The sequence below is a fragment of the Microvirga sp. HS2 genome (genome assembly GCF_055792805.1).
In genome coordinates this window covers 57,986-73,043 of the sequence record NZ_JBVVAJ010000026.1, presented here as the reverse complement: position 1 = coordinate 73,043, position 15,058 = coordinate 57,986, and the positions used below count along the sequence as shown (strand labels likewise).

Annotated in this window: 12 protein-coding genes and 1 pseudogene; 3 read left to right on the top strand and 10 right to left on the bottom strand. The window is 60.7% G+C overall.

Annotated elements, in window-relative coordinates; genetic code table 11:
- Positions 1-701: 701 nt before the first annotated feature.
- The 8 genes and pseudogenes from ACS5Q0_RS19890 to ACS5Q0_RS19855 all read right to left on the bottom strand — a co-directional run bounded on the left by ACS5Q0_RS19890 (position 702) and on the right by ACS5Q0_RS19855 (position 8,911).
- A pseudogene (locus tag ACS5Q0_RS19890) lies at positions 702-1,360 on the bottom strand (IS6 family transposase).
- Positions 1,361-1,503: 143 nt separating this feature from the next.
- Complete coding sequence (locus ACS5Q0_RS19885; RefSeq protein WP_473128382.1) at positions 1,504-2,178, bottom strand: HAD family hydrolase; 675 nt, start codon at positions 2,176-2,178, stop codon at positions 1,504-1,506.
- 75 nt (positions 2,179-2,253) lie between these two features.
- The gene (locus ACS5Q0_RS19880; RefSeq protein WP_473128381.1) at positions 2,254-3,540 is read right to left on the bottom strand and encodes an ABC transporter substrate-binding protein; all 1,287 of its coding nucleotides are present in this window, start codon (positions 3,538-3,540) and stop codon (positions 2,254-2,256) included.
- A 61-nt stretch (positions 3,541-3,601) separates the two neighbouring features.
- Positions 3,602-4,381, bottom strand: a complete 780-nt coding sequence (locus ACS5Q0_RS19875) for a carbohydrate ABC transporter permease (RefSeq protein ID WP_473128383.1) — start codon at positions 4,379-4,381, stop codon at positions 3,602-3,604.
- Between the two features lie 101 nt (positions 4,382-4,482).
- Positions 4,483-5,415: a carbohydrate ABC transporter permease gene (locus tag ACS5Q0_RS19870; protein ID WP_473128380.1), complete on the bottom strand. Its 933-nt coding sequence runs from the start codon at positions 5,413-5,415 to the stop codon at positions 4,483-4,485.
- The gene (locus ACS5Q0_RS19865) at positions 5,415-6,611 is read right to left on the bottom strand and encodes an ABC transporter ATP-binding protein (protein WP_473128379.1); all 1,197 of its coding nucleotides are present in this window, start codon (positions 6,609-6,611) and stop codon (positions 5,415-5,417) included. The genes ACS5Q0_RS19870 and ACS5Q0_RS19865 overlap by 1 nt, the downstream gene beginning before the upstream one ends.
- Positions 6,612-6,640: 29 nt before the next feature.
- A complete protein-coding gene (locus tag ACS5Q0_RS19860) occupies positions 6,641-7,465 on the bottom strand; it encodes a metallophosphoesterase family protein (protein WP_473128378.1) in 825 nt (274 codons plus the stop codon).
- Between the two features lie 447 nt (positions 7,466-7,912).
- The gene (locus tag ACS5Q0_RS19855) at positions 7,913-8,911 is read right to left on the bottom strand and encodes a sugar-binding transcriptional regulator (protein ID WP_473128377.1); all 999 of its coding nucleotides are present in this window, start codon (positions 8,909-8,911) and stop codon (positions 7,913-7,915) included.
- 257 nt (positions 8,912-9,168) lie between these two features.
- Here ACS5Q0_RS19855 and ACS5Q0_RS19850 point away from each other — a divergent pair, with 257 nt between their 5' ends.
- Positions 9,169-10,566, top strand: coding sequence for an iron-containing alcohol dehydrogenase (locus tag ACS5Q0_RS19850; protein WP_473128376.1), 1,398 nt, complete (start codon positions 9,169-9,171; stop codon positions 10,564-10,566).
- A gap of 312 nt (positions 10,567-10,878) precedes the next feature.
- On the opposite strand, the gene ACS5Q0_RS19845 is transcribed toward ACS5Q0_RS19850, so the two are convergent.
- Positions 10,879-11,835 carry a sugar-binding transcriptional regulator gene (locus ACS5Q0_RS19845; protein WP_473128375.1) on the bottom strand — a complete coding sequence of 319 codons (957 nt, stop codon included), beginning with the start codon at positions 11,833-11,835 and terminating at the stop codon, positions 10,879-10,881.
- Positions 11,828-12,532: an HAD family hydrolase gene (locus tag ACS5Q0_RS19840; RefSeq protein WP_473128374.1), complete on the bottom strand. Its 705-nt coding sequence runs from the start codon at positions 12,530-12,532 to the stop codon at positions 11,828-11,830. Before ACS5Q0_RS19840 ends, ACS5Q0_RS19845 begins: the two co-directional genes overlap by 8 nt.
- A 285-nt stretch (positions 12,533-12,817) precedes the next feature.
- On the opposite strand from ACS5Q0_RS19840, the gene ACS5Q0_RS19835 reads away from it, so the two are divergent.
- On the top strand, positions 12,818-14,059 hold the full coding sequence (locus tag ACS5Q0_RS19835) for an extracellular solute-binding protein (RefSeq protein ID WP_473128373.1): 1,242 nt from the start codon (positions 12,818-12,820) through the stop codon (positions 14,057-14,059).
- 7 nt (positions 14,060-14,066) lie between these two features.
- Entirely contained in the window at positions 14,067-15,056 is a 990-nt protein-coding gene (locus ACS5Q0_RS19830; RefSeq protein WP_473128372.1) for an ABC transporter permease subunit, read from the top strand.
- Positions 15,057-15,058: the final 2 nt, after the last annotated feature.

Genomic DNA, 15,058 nt, shown 5'->3' with positions numbered 1-15,058 from the left:
CCCGCACGATGCGCCGGCGCAGGTCCTGGGACAACGGTGTGGTCATGGCGAGCCTCTGTGCTCACGCCCCTGACCACCATCGAGTCAGACTTCCCGATTCCGTTCAACCCCAAACCGCTCTAGGGCCGCACGGAACTGCTCCGCCATGTCAGGGACCGGCTCATTCTGTTCCGACGGTTGCTCGGCCGTCAATTCTGGGAAGAGCGTCGGATGTGCCGGCCGCCGCACCACCTGTTGATGGCCTCACGGTCGTATATGCCGGTGTCGGGGTCTGTCTGAGGGGAGCCTCGGGCCCGACGCTGACTAGGATGCATTCTTAGTCACTTAGCCAGTTGCGTAGGTGAGTATCATCGAAGGCAGAACCGGATCAGCCGCAACATAAAGGATAGGGGGTGAGCGGACAGTCAGAGCAGAGGAATTATAATCCTTGTGCCGGGGGTTCAAATCGTCCTCCGCTACCATAGGCCTAAGGCCTTCTTCCGGCTTTTCCCGAGTTCCCGATCAGAGCCGGTACCAACTTGGTGCCGACGGGCTCGTGCCGAGTGACCCCTATTTTCATCTTCTGAAGACGGCCTCGATGGACAGAGCACGTAATCCTTCTCCATGTGATCTTTGCTTCTTCTAGTTGGCTTGACAGGTCGCAAAGGCGGTTCTGTTGCAAATCGTGACGTAGCTCAAGCGAAGCCAGGCAGGAGATCTGGTTAAGCCGCAGCGTGGAAGAGACCAGCAATGAAGTCACTATGAGCCTTCAAGTCGTTGGTTGGTATACCGGCCAGTTGGCCCTTGGGATCATCGCCATCGTCTCGTAACCGGTAATCGTCCGACTGGCAGTCCGGAAGGTCTTGAAGCCCAGCCCAGGACGGACCGGCCGTTTGATGTGCCGGTGATCCTGTTCAACGATGTTGTTCAAAAACTTCACCTGACGAAGTTTGGCAAAGCTCCAGAGCGTCCCCTCTCGCTTCATGGCTTTCATTGCGACTGGGTAAGCCGCATTCTTGTCGACCGCGATGGTACGCGGATTGACGGTATTGGGCTGCCCTAACGCCTCACGGAAGAATCGCCGAGTTGCACCCGAATCTCGCTTGGGCGAGAGCAGAAAGTCGATCGTCGGCCCGGCCCCATTGACAGCCCGGTACAGGTACGCCCATTCACCCTTCACCCGAATGTAAGTCTCATCGACACGCTAAGAGCCGCTTGTCATCCGCAGGTGCGGTCGGATGCGCTTGTCCAACTCTGGTGCGTAGACCTGGATCCAGCGAAACAAGGTCGTATGGTCCACTTGCACGCCCCTATCCGAGAGCATGCTTTCAAGATCGCGGTAGCTGATCGGGACGCGCAGATACCAGCGGACGGTCCACATGATGATCTCCACCGTGAATTGCCGACCCTTGAACGGGTTCTTATTCTCCTGCCTCACCGCCAGTCTGTCTTACTACCATCGTGTCGTAGCTCAGACGGAGCAAGCTTCAAAGCTGCAACAGAACCGCAATGGTGTCCTGACCTTCATTTCTCTGGAAGCCCCAAGAGAACCGGAAGCTGTCTCATGTCCGTAAAGGGATGAGCGCCTTCCGTCTTGAGCTGTTCGCAACCGAGCTCCTTGGCGAAACCGAGTACCCTACAGCCTGCGGCTATTGCGGCGCGCACACCGGGCAGGCTGTCTTCGACGACCGCGCAATCCTCAGGCTCGGCGGAACAGGCCAGCGCCGCCGCGAGGTAGATGTCGGGCCAAGGCTTTGGCCGCGGCACGTCCTCGAAGGACAGAACTCGCCCCGAAAACAGGCTCGTGAAGCCGAGGCGATGTAGCTTCGTGCTGAGCTCAAGGCGGGTCGAGTTGGATGCGACCGCAATCGGAATGCCCCGCGACGCGATGGCCTGAAGCGCCTCCGGGGCCCCTGAGACGGGCTCGACCTCTTCCTTCATGACGGCCGCGACGCGGCGCGAGATCATGGTCATCCAGTCTGCCGGCAATGTCCCGACCACCGCCTCGATCCGCGGCACCATGTCGGGCAGCGCGGTTCCGAGAAAGGCGCGGCCCGCCTCGTCGGGCGTCAAGGGCCATCCCCGGAGAGTGAGGTCCGCCGCGATCACCCGGTTCACGAGAGGTTCGCTGTCGGCCAGCACGCCGTCGCAGTCGAAGAGGACAGCCGCCGGGCGGCGCGCCGGTCGAGAGGGAATCATCGAGGTTCTCTGCCTTCGTGTCTCGCAAAACGAAGGGCACGGCCGGACAGCCGTGCCCTCTGGGGAGCAGCCTTCTTACTGCATCAGCGCCGTGGTCTCTTTGACCAGCCGGTCGAGACCGGCTTCGGGCGAGGTCTCGCCGCGCATGACGCCGTTGAGAATGTCGCGCTGCAGGCGCCAGATCCGGACCGAGCTGCCGCCTGGATAGCCCTGCCAGGGGACCGACCGGTCGGTCTGATAGGTAATCGTCTTGAAGTTCGGATTCGCCTCGTAATACGGTCCGAGGAATTCGGGGCCGGATGCCCGCTTATTCGTCGGGAGATAGCCCGTGATCTCCACCACGATCTTCTGCGCTTCCGGGCCGGTCATGAACTTGACGTATTCCCACGCGGCCTTCTGCTTGGCCGGGTCGCGCGCCGTGATGATCGCGGAGCTGCCGCCGGTGGGCAGGCCGCCCTTCGCCTTGTCGTCGACCGGAAAGACCGCCGTTCCGAGGATGAACTTGTTTCCGATGAGGTCCGTGATCTGGCGCAGGCGGGCAGGGGTCTCGAAGAGAATACCCGTTTGGCCGGCAGTGAATTGCTGGCGCGACGAGTCGAAGTCGATCAGCGGCATACCCGTCTCGGTCACGAAACGGCGCATGTAGGCCAGTGCCTTGAGGCCCGGCTCGCCTCCGAACGCGACCTTCGTGCCGGATTCATCGAGCATGTTCGTGCCGCCCTGGTGAATCAGCGCGCGGAACAGCCAGTCGTCCGGCCAGTCGTGGACGTTGTAGGACAGGCCCGCCACACCCGGCGAGGCAGCACGAATCTTTGCGGCAAGTGCAATCACGCCATCCCATGTATCCGGCATCTTGCGAGGATCGCCGCCGGCCTTCTTCACGAGTTCCTCGTTGAAGTACATCAGCGGCGTCGAGGCATTCACCGGCATGCCATAGAGCTTCCCGTTCACACGTCCGAGATCGATGATCTTCTCGGAGTAGTTGGCATTGCGCCACTCCGCAGGCTCGGCGTCGAGCAGCGGCCCGATCTCGGTGATCTGCTGCCGCTTCAGGAGCGCATTGACGAGTTCCGTCTGAAGGTGAAACCCGGAGAAGTACAGGTCCGGCAACTGGTTCGTTACCGCCTGCCTCAACATGACCTGGTGCCCTTCGTCGTAATTCGCCACGGGAGCCCGGAACGTAATCTTGATGTCGGGATGATGCTTCATGAACTCCTGCGCGATGGGCTCATGAAACTTGGCGAACGACGGCTGAGGATACAGAACGTCCAATGTGGTTTCCGCCAGAAGCGGGGGGGCGGTCATTCCGCCGGCGAGCGCCATTCCCGCAAGCGCCGCCGTGAATTTCGAGTAATAGCCCATAGCTGTCTCCTCCCTTGTTTCGTGTCGCGATGATCCGAAGCTGCCGTTCCTCCGGCAGTCTTTATTTGACGCCCGTCATCGTGATTCCCTGAATGAACTGACGGCGGGCGAAGAGAAACGTGATGACGAGGGGCGCGGTGAGAATCGCGGCGGCGGCGGTCAGCGCGCCGTAGTTCGAGCCTGTTTCCGCATTGGCGAAGAACATCATGCCGAGGGGTGGGGGGGCCAGAGCAGCGTCGGTGATCACGATCAGCGGCCAGTAAAGGTCGTTCCAGTGTGCGACGATCGAGAATACCGAGAAGGCCGCGATGGCCGGCCATGCGCTGGGCGTCACGACCCGCCACACGATCTCGAACTCGCTCATCCCGTCGAGGCGGGCTGCGTGGATGATGTCGTCCGGAAAGCTCTTGAAGAACTGACGGAGAAGAAAAATGGCGAAGACCGACAGGAAAAACGGCACCATCATCGCAAAATAGGTGTCCAGAAGCCCGAGATTGGCCAGGCCGATATAGAGCGGGAGGGCAGGCACCTGCACCGGGATCGCAAGTCCGAGGAGCACCAGGACGAAGAGCACGTCCCGCCCTGGGAAGCGCAACTTAGCGAGCGCGTAGGCGGATGGAATGGCCACGAGCAGCTGCACGACGAGAATGCCGCCACAGAGGATCACCCCATTGAGGGCGAAGCGGAGAAGCGGCGCCGCCGTCAAAGCATAGGAATAGTTCTCGGCACCGTAGAAGCGCTTCGGCCAGAGGCTGAAGGTGGCGGTGAACACCTCGTCCGGAGGCTTGATCGATGTGGCGAGCATCCACACGAAGGGCATCAAGATAAACACGGCACCCATCAGCAGGAAACCATGGGTGAACGCGAGACCGAGGATGTGCCGCGCACGCGCCAGCCCCGGCGAGGGTCGGGCTGCGGACGAGGTCGGAAGCTGCGTGCTCATCAGTAATGCACCCGGCGATCGAGGACGAAGGTCTGGATGACGGAGAAGATGAGGATGAAGACGAGAAAGATGATCGTCAGCGCTGCGGCATAGGCCGTGTGGAAGTACTGGAAGCCCTCCAGATAGACCGCATAGAGCAGCACCTCGGATGCTCCGGCAGGCCCGCCGCGAGTCATTACCGCGACCGTGTCGAACACCTTGAAGGCGGTGATCGAGGTGGTGACGATCACGAACATGGCCGTCGGCCCGAGAAGCGGCCAGGTGATCGTGAGGAAACGGTCGATCCCGCTCGCGCAGCCATCGATCTCTGCCGCCTCGTACAGGTCCTTCGGAATGGCCGACAGGCCTGCCAGGAACAGGACCATGTTGAATCCCACGAGCTGCCATATGCCGATGACGGCGAGCGTCGGCAGCGCGAGGGACGGATCGCTGAGAAAGGCGACCTCGCCGACGCCGATCTCCCGGAGGAAGGCGTTGATGGGGCCGAGGCGCGGATGGAGCAGAACCTGCCAGACCGTCGCCATGGCAATCAGAGTCGAGGTGACCGGCAGGAAATAGATCACCTCGTAGAACGAGCGGGTTCTCTTGCGGCCATGGACGAGCACGGCCACCAGAAGCCCGAGCCCGACCGCTCCGGGCAGAACGATCGATACGTAAAGAACGGTGTTCCAGAGGGACCGCCTGAAGACGGGATCCGACATCGCCTTCTGGAAATTGGCGAGGCCGACATTCTTGAAGTCCAGCGCCCCGAGTTCGTAATCGGTAAGGCTCAGGTAGAAGAGGACGATGAGCGGCGTGATGATGATGACGAGGAGCAGGAGGAAGGCCGGGAAGGCAAATCCCATCCCAACGAGCTTCTCGATCAGGGCCTGCCGGTTGGCGCGAGCCTGAGGCCGACCAGCCTCGGCATAGGATGTGGCGGTCGCGGCCATTACGCTGCTCCTCCGCTCGCGACGAGCGTGCGCGGATGCGCGGACTGGCGCCCGCCAGGCAGGCCGGACTCGACGCGCTCGCCCTTGTCGTCGAAGATATGGCAGCCAGCCGTCTCGAAGCTCAGCTCGACATCGCCGGAGACGGCCTGAACCTCGGGGCCCGCGGGAATGCGCGCGATGACCGGTGCAGGCCCGGCAACATCGAAGTGAAGGATGAACTCCGAGCCGAGATTTTCCTTGCGGCGCAGCCGAGCCGGCAGGGATGCTCGGCCGGGCCGCAACTCGGCAGACGCAGCCGGAGACATCGCTTCCGGTCTGATCCCAAGCGTTACGTCCGAGCCCGGTGTCAGAGGGGTTTTGAGCGACAGTCGCCGGCCCATCAGCTCGATGGTGTCCTCGCTTCCCACCTTGGCCGGCAGGAGATTGATGGCGGGGCTTCCGATGAAGGAGGCGACCTTGATGTTGACCGGCCGCTCGTAGAGCTCGGACGGAGTGCCGAGCTGGAGGATGCGGCCGGCATCCATCATGGCGACCCGGTCGGACATGGTCATGGCCTCGACTTGGTCATGGGTCACGTAGATGAACGTCGTCTTGAGCCGCTGATGAAGTTCCGCCAATTCGGTGCGCATGTGGACGCGCAGCTTGGCATCGAGATTCGACAGCGGCTCGTCCATGAGAAACACGTCCGGGTGACGCACCATGGCACGTCCGAGTGCGACGCGCTGGCGCTGTCCTCCTGAGAGCCGAGCCGGACGGCGATCGAGCAGGTGCTCGATCTGAAGCTGCTCGGCAATGGCGCGCACCTCGCGCGCAATCTCGGGCATGACCTTCCTGCGGCGGCTCGAGAAATGCTTGATCAGCGGGAGCCGTTCCCACAGCGACAAACGCTGCATCGTCAGGGGAAGCGCGATGTTGGAAAACACCGACATGTGGGGATAGAGGGCATAGGACTGGAACACCATCGCGACCCGCCTTTCGTGCGGACGAAGATGGTCGATGGGCGCACCACCGATGGAGATGGAGCCCGAGGTCTGCGGCTCGAGTCCAGCAATCATGCGGATGAGGGTCGATTTTCCGCATCCCGACGGCCCGATGAGCGTCAGGAATTCCCCGTCGGCAATATCCAGATCAACCCCGCTCAGAACCGGGACCGCCCCGAAGGATTTGGCAAGGGCACGCAATTCAACTCGGGCCATCTTGGGCTCCTCTGGCCGGTCGCACGTGGTCAGGCCGCGTCCCGCGGCGGGTAGACCTCGTGCACCACGTCGTCGATCCGGAATGTGGTCAGCCCAGGCACGTCGTCACGGGAAATCGTCACGTCGAGGTCTGCGAACTCGTAGACAACGGCGCCAAGGCGGCATTCTCCCGGCATCGGCGGCTGCATGTCGGGTCCCACGACGAAGCTGGAGGACGCACCCCAGATGTAGCGGCAGCCGTCCACGAAGACGTCGTGCGATTTGTGCAGGTGTCCCGTCGCCACGAGCGCGACATCGAACTCCCGAAGAAGGTCCAGAAGCACCTTTCGCGGCTTGGGCTTGACCGACCAGTAGCCCGTATCCGCTTCATCAGGATCTTCAAGAAAGAGCGGCTTGTGCGTGAACCAGGCAATCCTGCGCCCCGATGCATCAGCCATGGACTTGCGCAGCCAGGCGAGTTGGCGCTCCTCGTCAGGCAACTCCGAGCCGAACAGCATCGAGTTCAGCCCCAGCAACCGCCAGTTCGCCACGTCTTTGAGCCACCAGTCGGCGTCGAAGGTGCGGCGCCAGCGCTCAAGGCGTGTCGGGTTGACCGGCTGATGCGGATGATGGGCCTCACCGACATCGTGATTGCCCGGGACCGACAGCACCGGCGCCGGGAGATCCCTGAAGATCGAGGCGCAGTAGCGCAGGTCGTCCTCCTGATCCGCCCCGTCCACTGACACGTCGCCGGTGTGGATGATCAGATCCGGCCGCTGTTTCTTGGCCCACGCAAGAAGTCCGGGCCAGTTCGCTGTGAAATGTGTTTTCGTGGGGCTCAGATGGGTGTCGGAGATCTGAAGCACGCGCGTCATGACATCTGCCCTCTTGTGTTTTGCATGAGAGCGCAGGCTGACCGCTGCGCCCAGCCTGCTTCCGACGCTCGTCCGAACAGCATCGACGTTCCTCCCTGTCCGTATCCGTCGGCAACAAGCCCCTCTGGCTTGGCCACGAGGAGCGACGTCGCGAACTCTCCGCGTTATTGGCCTCAGAATACATATGCATTATCTGCTTTACAAATGGATAGTTCGTCGAATAGCGCAGAAAGCGTCGGGGAGATCATCAGGCTTTTTTGACAAGAGACGGAGGAGTGCGCGGAACTGCATGGGAGGTGCGCCCGAAGCAATATTCCCTATTTTTAAGGATCGATCGGCGGCATCGGCCGTCTCGCTCCGGAATCCCTGCCCAATCGACCATGTGATGGAGCGGGTCTCAGTTGCCGGAGACCCGATGGCAAATCAACCATGGGTGAAGTGGCGGCCTCAACGGTCGCCACGGCGTCGATCCGGCTGCACCTGGGAGGCCTCGCCGGCACGGGCCAGATCGCAGGCGCCTCTGGCCGTCTCCTCGTCGCAGACAAGCACCGAGGCGAGGCGCGCCTTCAGGGCTCCGGCGATGGCTGCCGTCTTGTTCTCTCCGCCGGAGGCGAGAATGACCGTGGGAATCCGTGAAAGGTCACCAAGGGAGAGCGCGATGGCGCGGCGGTTCAGCGGATGGTCGATCGTCCGTCCGTTCGCATCGTAGAATTGTCCCAGGATATCTCCGACCGCACCGAGCGCCACCAGCTCGTCGACGACCACGTCGCGGGGCAGGCCGTAACGGATCAACAGGGAGCGCGGCGAAAGATCACCGATGCTGAGCACCGCAACGTCGTTGGTGGCGATGCGCTCGAACGCTTCGCGGAACACGTCCTGTGCCAGGATGATGTCCCGGGATTCGGGGCTCCCCGCATAGATGGGCGCTGCCAGATACTGGCATTGGGCATTCAAGCAGTTGGCCAAGCTGCTGGCAGTCTCGAAGGTGTTGAGCTCCAGGCCATGGGTCAGGCCGCCCATCATCGAGTTGACGCAAAGCTCTGGGTAGCGTCCGGTGCGCGTCTTGCGAATGGTCTCCCGGAGCGTTGCGCCCCATCCCAGTCCCAGGCCTGTAATCCGGTACGTTTCAAGAAGGTTCGAGAGGTACTCGCCCGTCACCTGTCCGATCAGGACCGGAATGAGATCGGGATCGCCAGGCGTCGGGATGATGACGGCATCTTTCAAGCCGAATTCGCGGACGAGGAATTGCTCAAGTTCGACACAGGTCGCGAATTGCGAGTTGAGCGTGATGTTCACGAGGCCGCTCGTGCGAGCGTCCACCAGCATCCGGTTGACGCGCAGCCGCGTCATCCCGAGCTTTTCCGCGATCTCGGCCTGCGTCAGCCCTTCCATGAAATAGAGCCACGCAACGCGGGTCTCGAGTGAATTGTCTGACGAACTGATCATAGGCTCAAGGCTTGAGTAGCCTCCTCAATTTGGCAACAGGCCCCAGAGCGATCTGTCTACAGCGCGCACAACGGCAGAGTCCTGGTGGACTCCGGCACTGTTCCTTGCCGATCGTCGAGGGTTCCTTGCATGTAGAACGAGGATGTTGGCTCTGTCATTTCCTAAACCCTTGTCGGGATGGGAGGCGAGGCTGCCCCGTTGTAAGTCTCATACATATGTAATATACGATATTCAAATGTATCGCTAGCGAGGATTCCATGACAGATCAGGCGCAGGTTCTCGGCGATGCGATCCGGAAGGCGGCCACGACACGTTTTGTGCGGGTTGCTCCTTCCGCCTTGGTCGCACTGCCGGACGCCGTCAGGGTCGCCGGGGACCGGCCGCCGATGATCGTCGCCGACCAGAACACAATGGCCGCAGCCGGGCACCATGCACACGCGATTCTGGAACGGGCGGGGTTCTCTGCCGCCGCCCCGGTTCTGCTGGAGGCGAAGCCGCGGGTGAAGCCGAATGCCGACATTGCGCGCGACATGGCAAGATTGATTGGGGAGCGGGGTGTCCTGCCGGTCTCGGTCGGCTCAGGCGTCGTCAATGATCTCACCAAATATGCCGCCGAGATGGCCGGCGTTCCCTATGTCAGCGTCGCCACGGCGGCCTCCATGGACGGCTATGCGGCCTCGGGCGCCGCTCTGCTCGACAATGGATTCAAGCGCACACTCGCCTGTGCTCCGCCCGTCAGCATCGTTGCGGATCTCGACGTGATCGCGAGGGCGCCGGGCCGTATGGCCGGCTGGGGCTACGGCGATCTTGCCGGCAAGATCGTCGCCGGGGCCGATTGGGCGTTGGCCGATGCTCTTGGCGAGGAACTGCTCAACCGGGAGCCATTCGCGCTCGTTCAGGAGAATGTGCGGTGGTGGCTGTCCAGGCCCAACGACATTGGCCGCGCTGATCCGGTCGCCCTTGGCGGTCTTATGGGCGGTTTGCTGGTCTCGGGCTTCGCGATGCAGGCCCATGGAAATTCCCGGCCGGCGAGCGGGGCCGAGCATCTCATCTCCCATGTCTGGGAAATGGAGGGGCTGACCTATCACGGCGAGCCGGCAGCGCACGGCGCCTGCGTTGGGATCGGAACGATAGCAATCCTGGCGCTCTACGAATGGTTCCTGGCGCAGGACATCAACGACGACGTTGTCGGGAAGGCGGCCGGCAGATTCACCTCGCCTGAGCGCATTGAGGCGGAAATCGCCGCAGCGTTTCCGGATCGAGCTATCGCGGAGAGTGCTCGCGTGGAGATGCGCGCGAAGCAGGCGCGGGCCACCCGGCGCGCCGAGCGGCTCGCCGCCCTTCGCGCGATTTGGCCGGAACTGCAGGAGGAGTTGCGCCGCTTCTGCGTAGCGCCTGGCGAGGTTGAAGGCTGGCTCCGCGTCGCCGGCGCGCCGACCCATCCCGAGGACCTCGGTGTGCCGTTGGAGAAACTGGCGACGGAGTATCGACGGGCCCGCTTGATCCGCCGACGGTTCACGATCCTGGACCTTCTCGACGATTTGGGATGGCTCGATAGAGGGGTCGCCGCGCTATTCGCCACAGACGGCTTCTGGGGCCGCCGCAGGGCAAGAGAACGGCCCATTATCTTGGCGCAAAGCCGGTCCATGCGATAACGCCTCCCGCTCACCCCGTCGTGGAGCGGGGTGGCCGACACTCGGAGGAAGGTGCGTGGAATCCGGGCCCGCGCGGATTGGCCTCAAGCATCATGAGCGGCAGCCGTGGACCGCTGCGCCGCGATTGACGGGCCATCGGAGCCCATCAGCGTCTGTATCCCCGATGCTGCCGGCTGTCGCACTCGGAGCGCAATCTCTATAGACTTGGAGTGAGAGGACCGCGTATGAGATTCTCCGATCCGCCGATGAAGAGCTGCCGGCCCAACCTCAAACTGCTGACCTGGCGATGCCGTCCGAACAGAGTGCGCACCGTTATCGGTGCTCATTACTTAACAACCTTCTGGCCATTTCCTCGTCGGTGATTATGCCATTGACGATGCGTCCGCGGAGTGCCGCTTGTAGAGGTATCAGCTTGCGAGCTCCCGATGCCACGCAGATGCGAGGACGTGAAACGCCGATTTGAGGCGCAACGCTGGTGACCCGAGAATTTGTGCTCCCGTCAATGATTCTGCCGTCGGCATCAAATGCCCACCCTCCGATCTCGCCAATGGCTCCAAGCCGGTTGAGTTCGAACAACTCATCTCGACTAAGAAAGCCTTCTTTTGCGAGGGGTGAGTCCGAGGCCAGATCGCTGATGCCAGTGAGCCACAGATCAGCATTGGCCGCCAATTGATGAATCCGCTGCATCGTTGCGATCGATAGTAGCTTGTCTCTCTCCTCGGGCGAGGACAAATAGAGCGGCAAGAGCAGCGGAAAATGCTGAGCACCAACAGTTTCGGAAAGTTTAATCAGCGCATCGAAGGGGCTCGCTGAACCATCGGGTCCAATGTGTCCAACAAGCGCGACCAATCGATGGATCGACCCGTTCAAAGCCGACACGCGTTGGACGCTGGCCCGCATGGTCCGTCCGGTTCCTAGCGCCAGCACAGTGGCCACTCGCAAACGCAAATGCCGCTCGAGCAACATTGCGGCGGCTTCAGGAACTGTGCTCGATACGTCGGGCCATGCCCCCTCAGACGGCACTACGTCGCAATACACGAGCTCAAATTCTTCAGTGAGCCGCTTCGCGAGCTCCATACACTCGGCGATTGGATGGTTCATCCGAAATGTGATCAGCCCCTCGGAACGGCACAATGATACCAGCCGTTGGGCCGTAGGGCGCGACACCCCAAGTTTCTGTGCGATCTCGTCCTGTGTCTTGCCCCCGATGTAGTATAGCCATCCGGCCCTGGCGGCATCATCCAGCTTAGGGTTGTCATAGTCAGCCATCGGCGGAAGGAGCTTTCAGCAGGAGCGGCAATTCGGCAGCATTCGATATAATATAATCCGCCCCCGCACGGCGCAATGAGGCGGTGTTATCCAGAACCAAATAGTGGCTTCCACCCGTGAACCCAACGGCTGTCATTCCTGCAGCTTTTGCGGCTCGGATCCCGCTTTCGCTATCCTCGACCACTAGGCAGTGTGATGGACCAACGCCCATCCTGTCGGCTGCAAAAAGGAACAGATCCGGCGCCGGCTTGCCATGGTTGACCATGGTCGTACTGAAGATGTGTCCCTCGAATTGGTCCCAGAGACCGGCCTTGGTCAGGGATACACCTAGACGTTCTTCATCACTTGAAGAGGCGACACAGCGGGGTAGATCAATGGCCTCCAGGGCAGCATGGATTCCCTTGATCGCCTGCAGTTCCTCTTCAAAGCGCGCAAAAAGATGTGATCGCCAGCCGGATATGAAGTCGTCAGGAAGTGGCGCATTCGCATGCTGGGTATAATATTCGGTAACCGCCGACGCGGGCCGGCCGAGAAAGTTTCGCAGAACGGATTCGATATCGGTCGGCACCCCGTGACGGGTCAGAACATCTGCGACCGCCGCGCAACTGATGACTTCGCTGTCGACCAAGACTCCATCACAATCGAATATCACCAAGCCGTATCGCGCATCGCCGAGTGGGCCCTGAAATGTATCCATGTTACGTGCCTTTATGAGAGCATGCTCAGGCCTAGATCGGTTGCTCTCCGCTTGTCAAATAGCTTTCACATAAGAGCATTACTCCTGTTGTCCAAGATATTATTGGCCGAGACTTAACGAGAAGGGTTCGGCTAAGTGTGACGATAAATATCGTACTGGACAATAAAGATCGAGAGCGTATGCTCATTATAAAAGCAGATGATCAAAAATGGGAGGACGACTATGAAGCGCTTCATATACTCTGCTGTGCTGCTTGGCGGCTCTGTGCTCATAGGGACCACTGCCATGGCCAAGACTCAGATCGAGTTTTGGCATGCGATGGGCGGCGTGCTGAACGAGCGCGTCGACGAACTCGTCAAGAAATTCAACGAGTCGCAGGACCAGTACACCGTCGTTCCGGTGAACAAGGGGAAATACGAAGAGCTTATAAACGCGATGATCGCCGCTTATCGGGCCAAAAGCGCTCCGACGATCGCGCAGACGAACGAGCGTGCCTTCCTCACGATGGTGAATTCCTCGGCGGTCCTTCCCGTGGCGGATCTGATGAGCAAGGAAGGCTACAAAGTCGATTGGAGCAAGGTCATTGCGCCGGTTGCTTCCTATTATACCGACAAGGGTAAGCTCCAGGCGATGCCGTTCAACTCATCGACACCGATCCTCTGGTATAATGAACAGCATTTCAAGGTCGCGGGTTTCGAGAAGCCTGCCGCGACCTGGGGGGAATTCGAGGCGCAGCTGAAGGCCATCCACGACAAGGGTATTTCCAAGTGCGGAATGGTCCTGCCCGGCGACTTCGAATGGAGCTTCCTCGAGAATTACTCGGCGATCAACGATTTCCCATATGGCACCAAGCGCAACGGCATCGATGGACTGGATACGGAGTTCGTGTTCAACAAATACCTGAAGCCCGAGGTCGAGCGGATGCACAACCTTGCATCCGGCGGGATCATGGAGATCGCAGGGCAGGGGATCCAGCCAGTTCAATTGTTCACCTCCGGGACGTGCTCGACGATCATTGCATCGACGGCCTCGCACGCATCCGTTGAGGCGTCCGCTCAGTTCAAGTGGAATGCGACCTATCTGCCTTATGAGCAGGGGCGCACGCCGCACAACAGCGTGATCGGTGGCGGTGCCCTGTGGGTTCTCAAAGGTCACACGGACGACAAATACAAGGGCGCTGCAGCCTTTTTCGACTATCTGTCGAAACCGGAAACCCAGGCCTGGTGGAGCAAGAGCACTGGTTACGTGCCCGTCACGACGACGGCTTACGATCTGCTGAAGAAGGAAGGCTATTTCGAACAGAAACCGACCCGCGCCATCGCAATCGAGCAGCTGATGCGCAAACCGAACTCGGACAATTCGCTGGGCTTCCGGTTCGGAAATTCCAACCAGGCAAACGTAGCTATCATGGAAGAGGTCATGGCGGCCACGTTGGGGCAGAAGCCGGTCCAGGAAGCCCTGGAAGCCGCGGTCTCGCGCGGAAACGAGGTGCTCCGCCGCTATCAGCAGCTTAACGCTGGGAAGTGATCGACCGATGACCACTGCAAGCGGAGGTGTCGTGCACCTCCGCTCCGCGGCGGCGGAGCGGAGGCCGAGCGGACTTTTACGCGCTCTTTTCCGAGAGCCGAGCCAGAACGGGTTAAAACGTGCTCATTTCCGAGAGTGGCGGATCCCGGCACTCCTTCTGGCACCCCAGCTCCTGGTCTTGTTGCTCTTCTTCTTCATCCCATCATTTCGGGCGCTCATTCAAGCCTTTCAGCTTAATGATCCCTTTGGCGGAAATGTTCAGTGGGTGGGTCTTCTGAACTTCACCAACCTGCTCGCAAGCCCTGCGTACTGGGCGTCGGTCAAGGTGACCGTCTGGTTCACTTTGGCTCAGAACGCCGCCACGCTTTCGATTGCGCTTCTGCTCGCGTTCGCGACGAACCATGTAGTCCGCGGGCGCTCCGCATATCGATCAATACTCCTGTTGCCGTACGCTATCGCTCCGGCCGTCGCCGGTATCATGCTGGCGTTCATGTTCAACACTCGCGTCGGGCCTGTCTCCCAGGTACTGCACGCGATGGGCATCGGCTGGGATCCGACCCGAAACTCGACCGACGCGCTCGTCTTGATCGTCATGGCCGCTTCGTGGAAGCACATCTGCTACAACTACATATTCCTTATCGCGGCTCTGCTGGCAGTTCCGCGTTCGATCCTGGAATCGGCGGCAATTGATGGTGCAGGTCCCATCCGGCGATTCCAGCGGATTTCGCTGCCGATGATCGCGCCGACGCTCTTCTTCCTCGTCGTCATCAACTTCGTTTATGGTTTGTTTGATACGTTCGCAATCGTCGACGCAACCACCCGCGGCGAACCCGCAGGATCAACCTCGATCCTCGTCTACAAGGTTTATCAGGACGGCTTCGTCAGCCTAGATATGGGCGCTTCGGCGGCCCAGTCGGTCATCCTGATGATCCTTGCTCTTGCCCTGACCTTCGCCCAATTCAGACTGGTCGAACGGCGTGTCAATTACGTGGTCTGAGC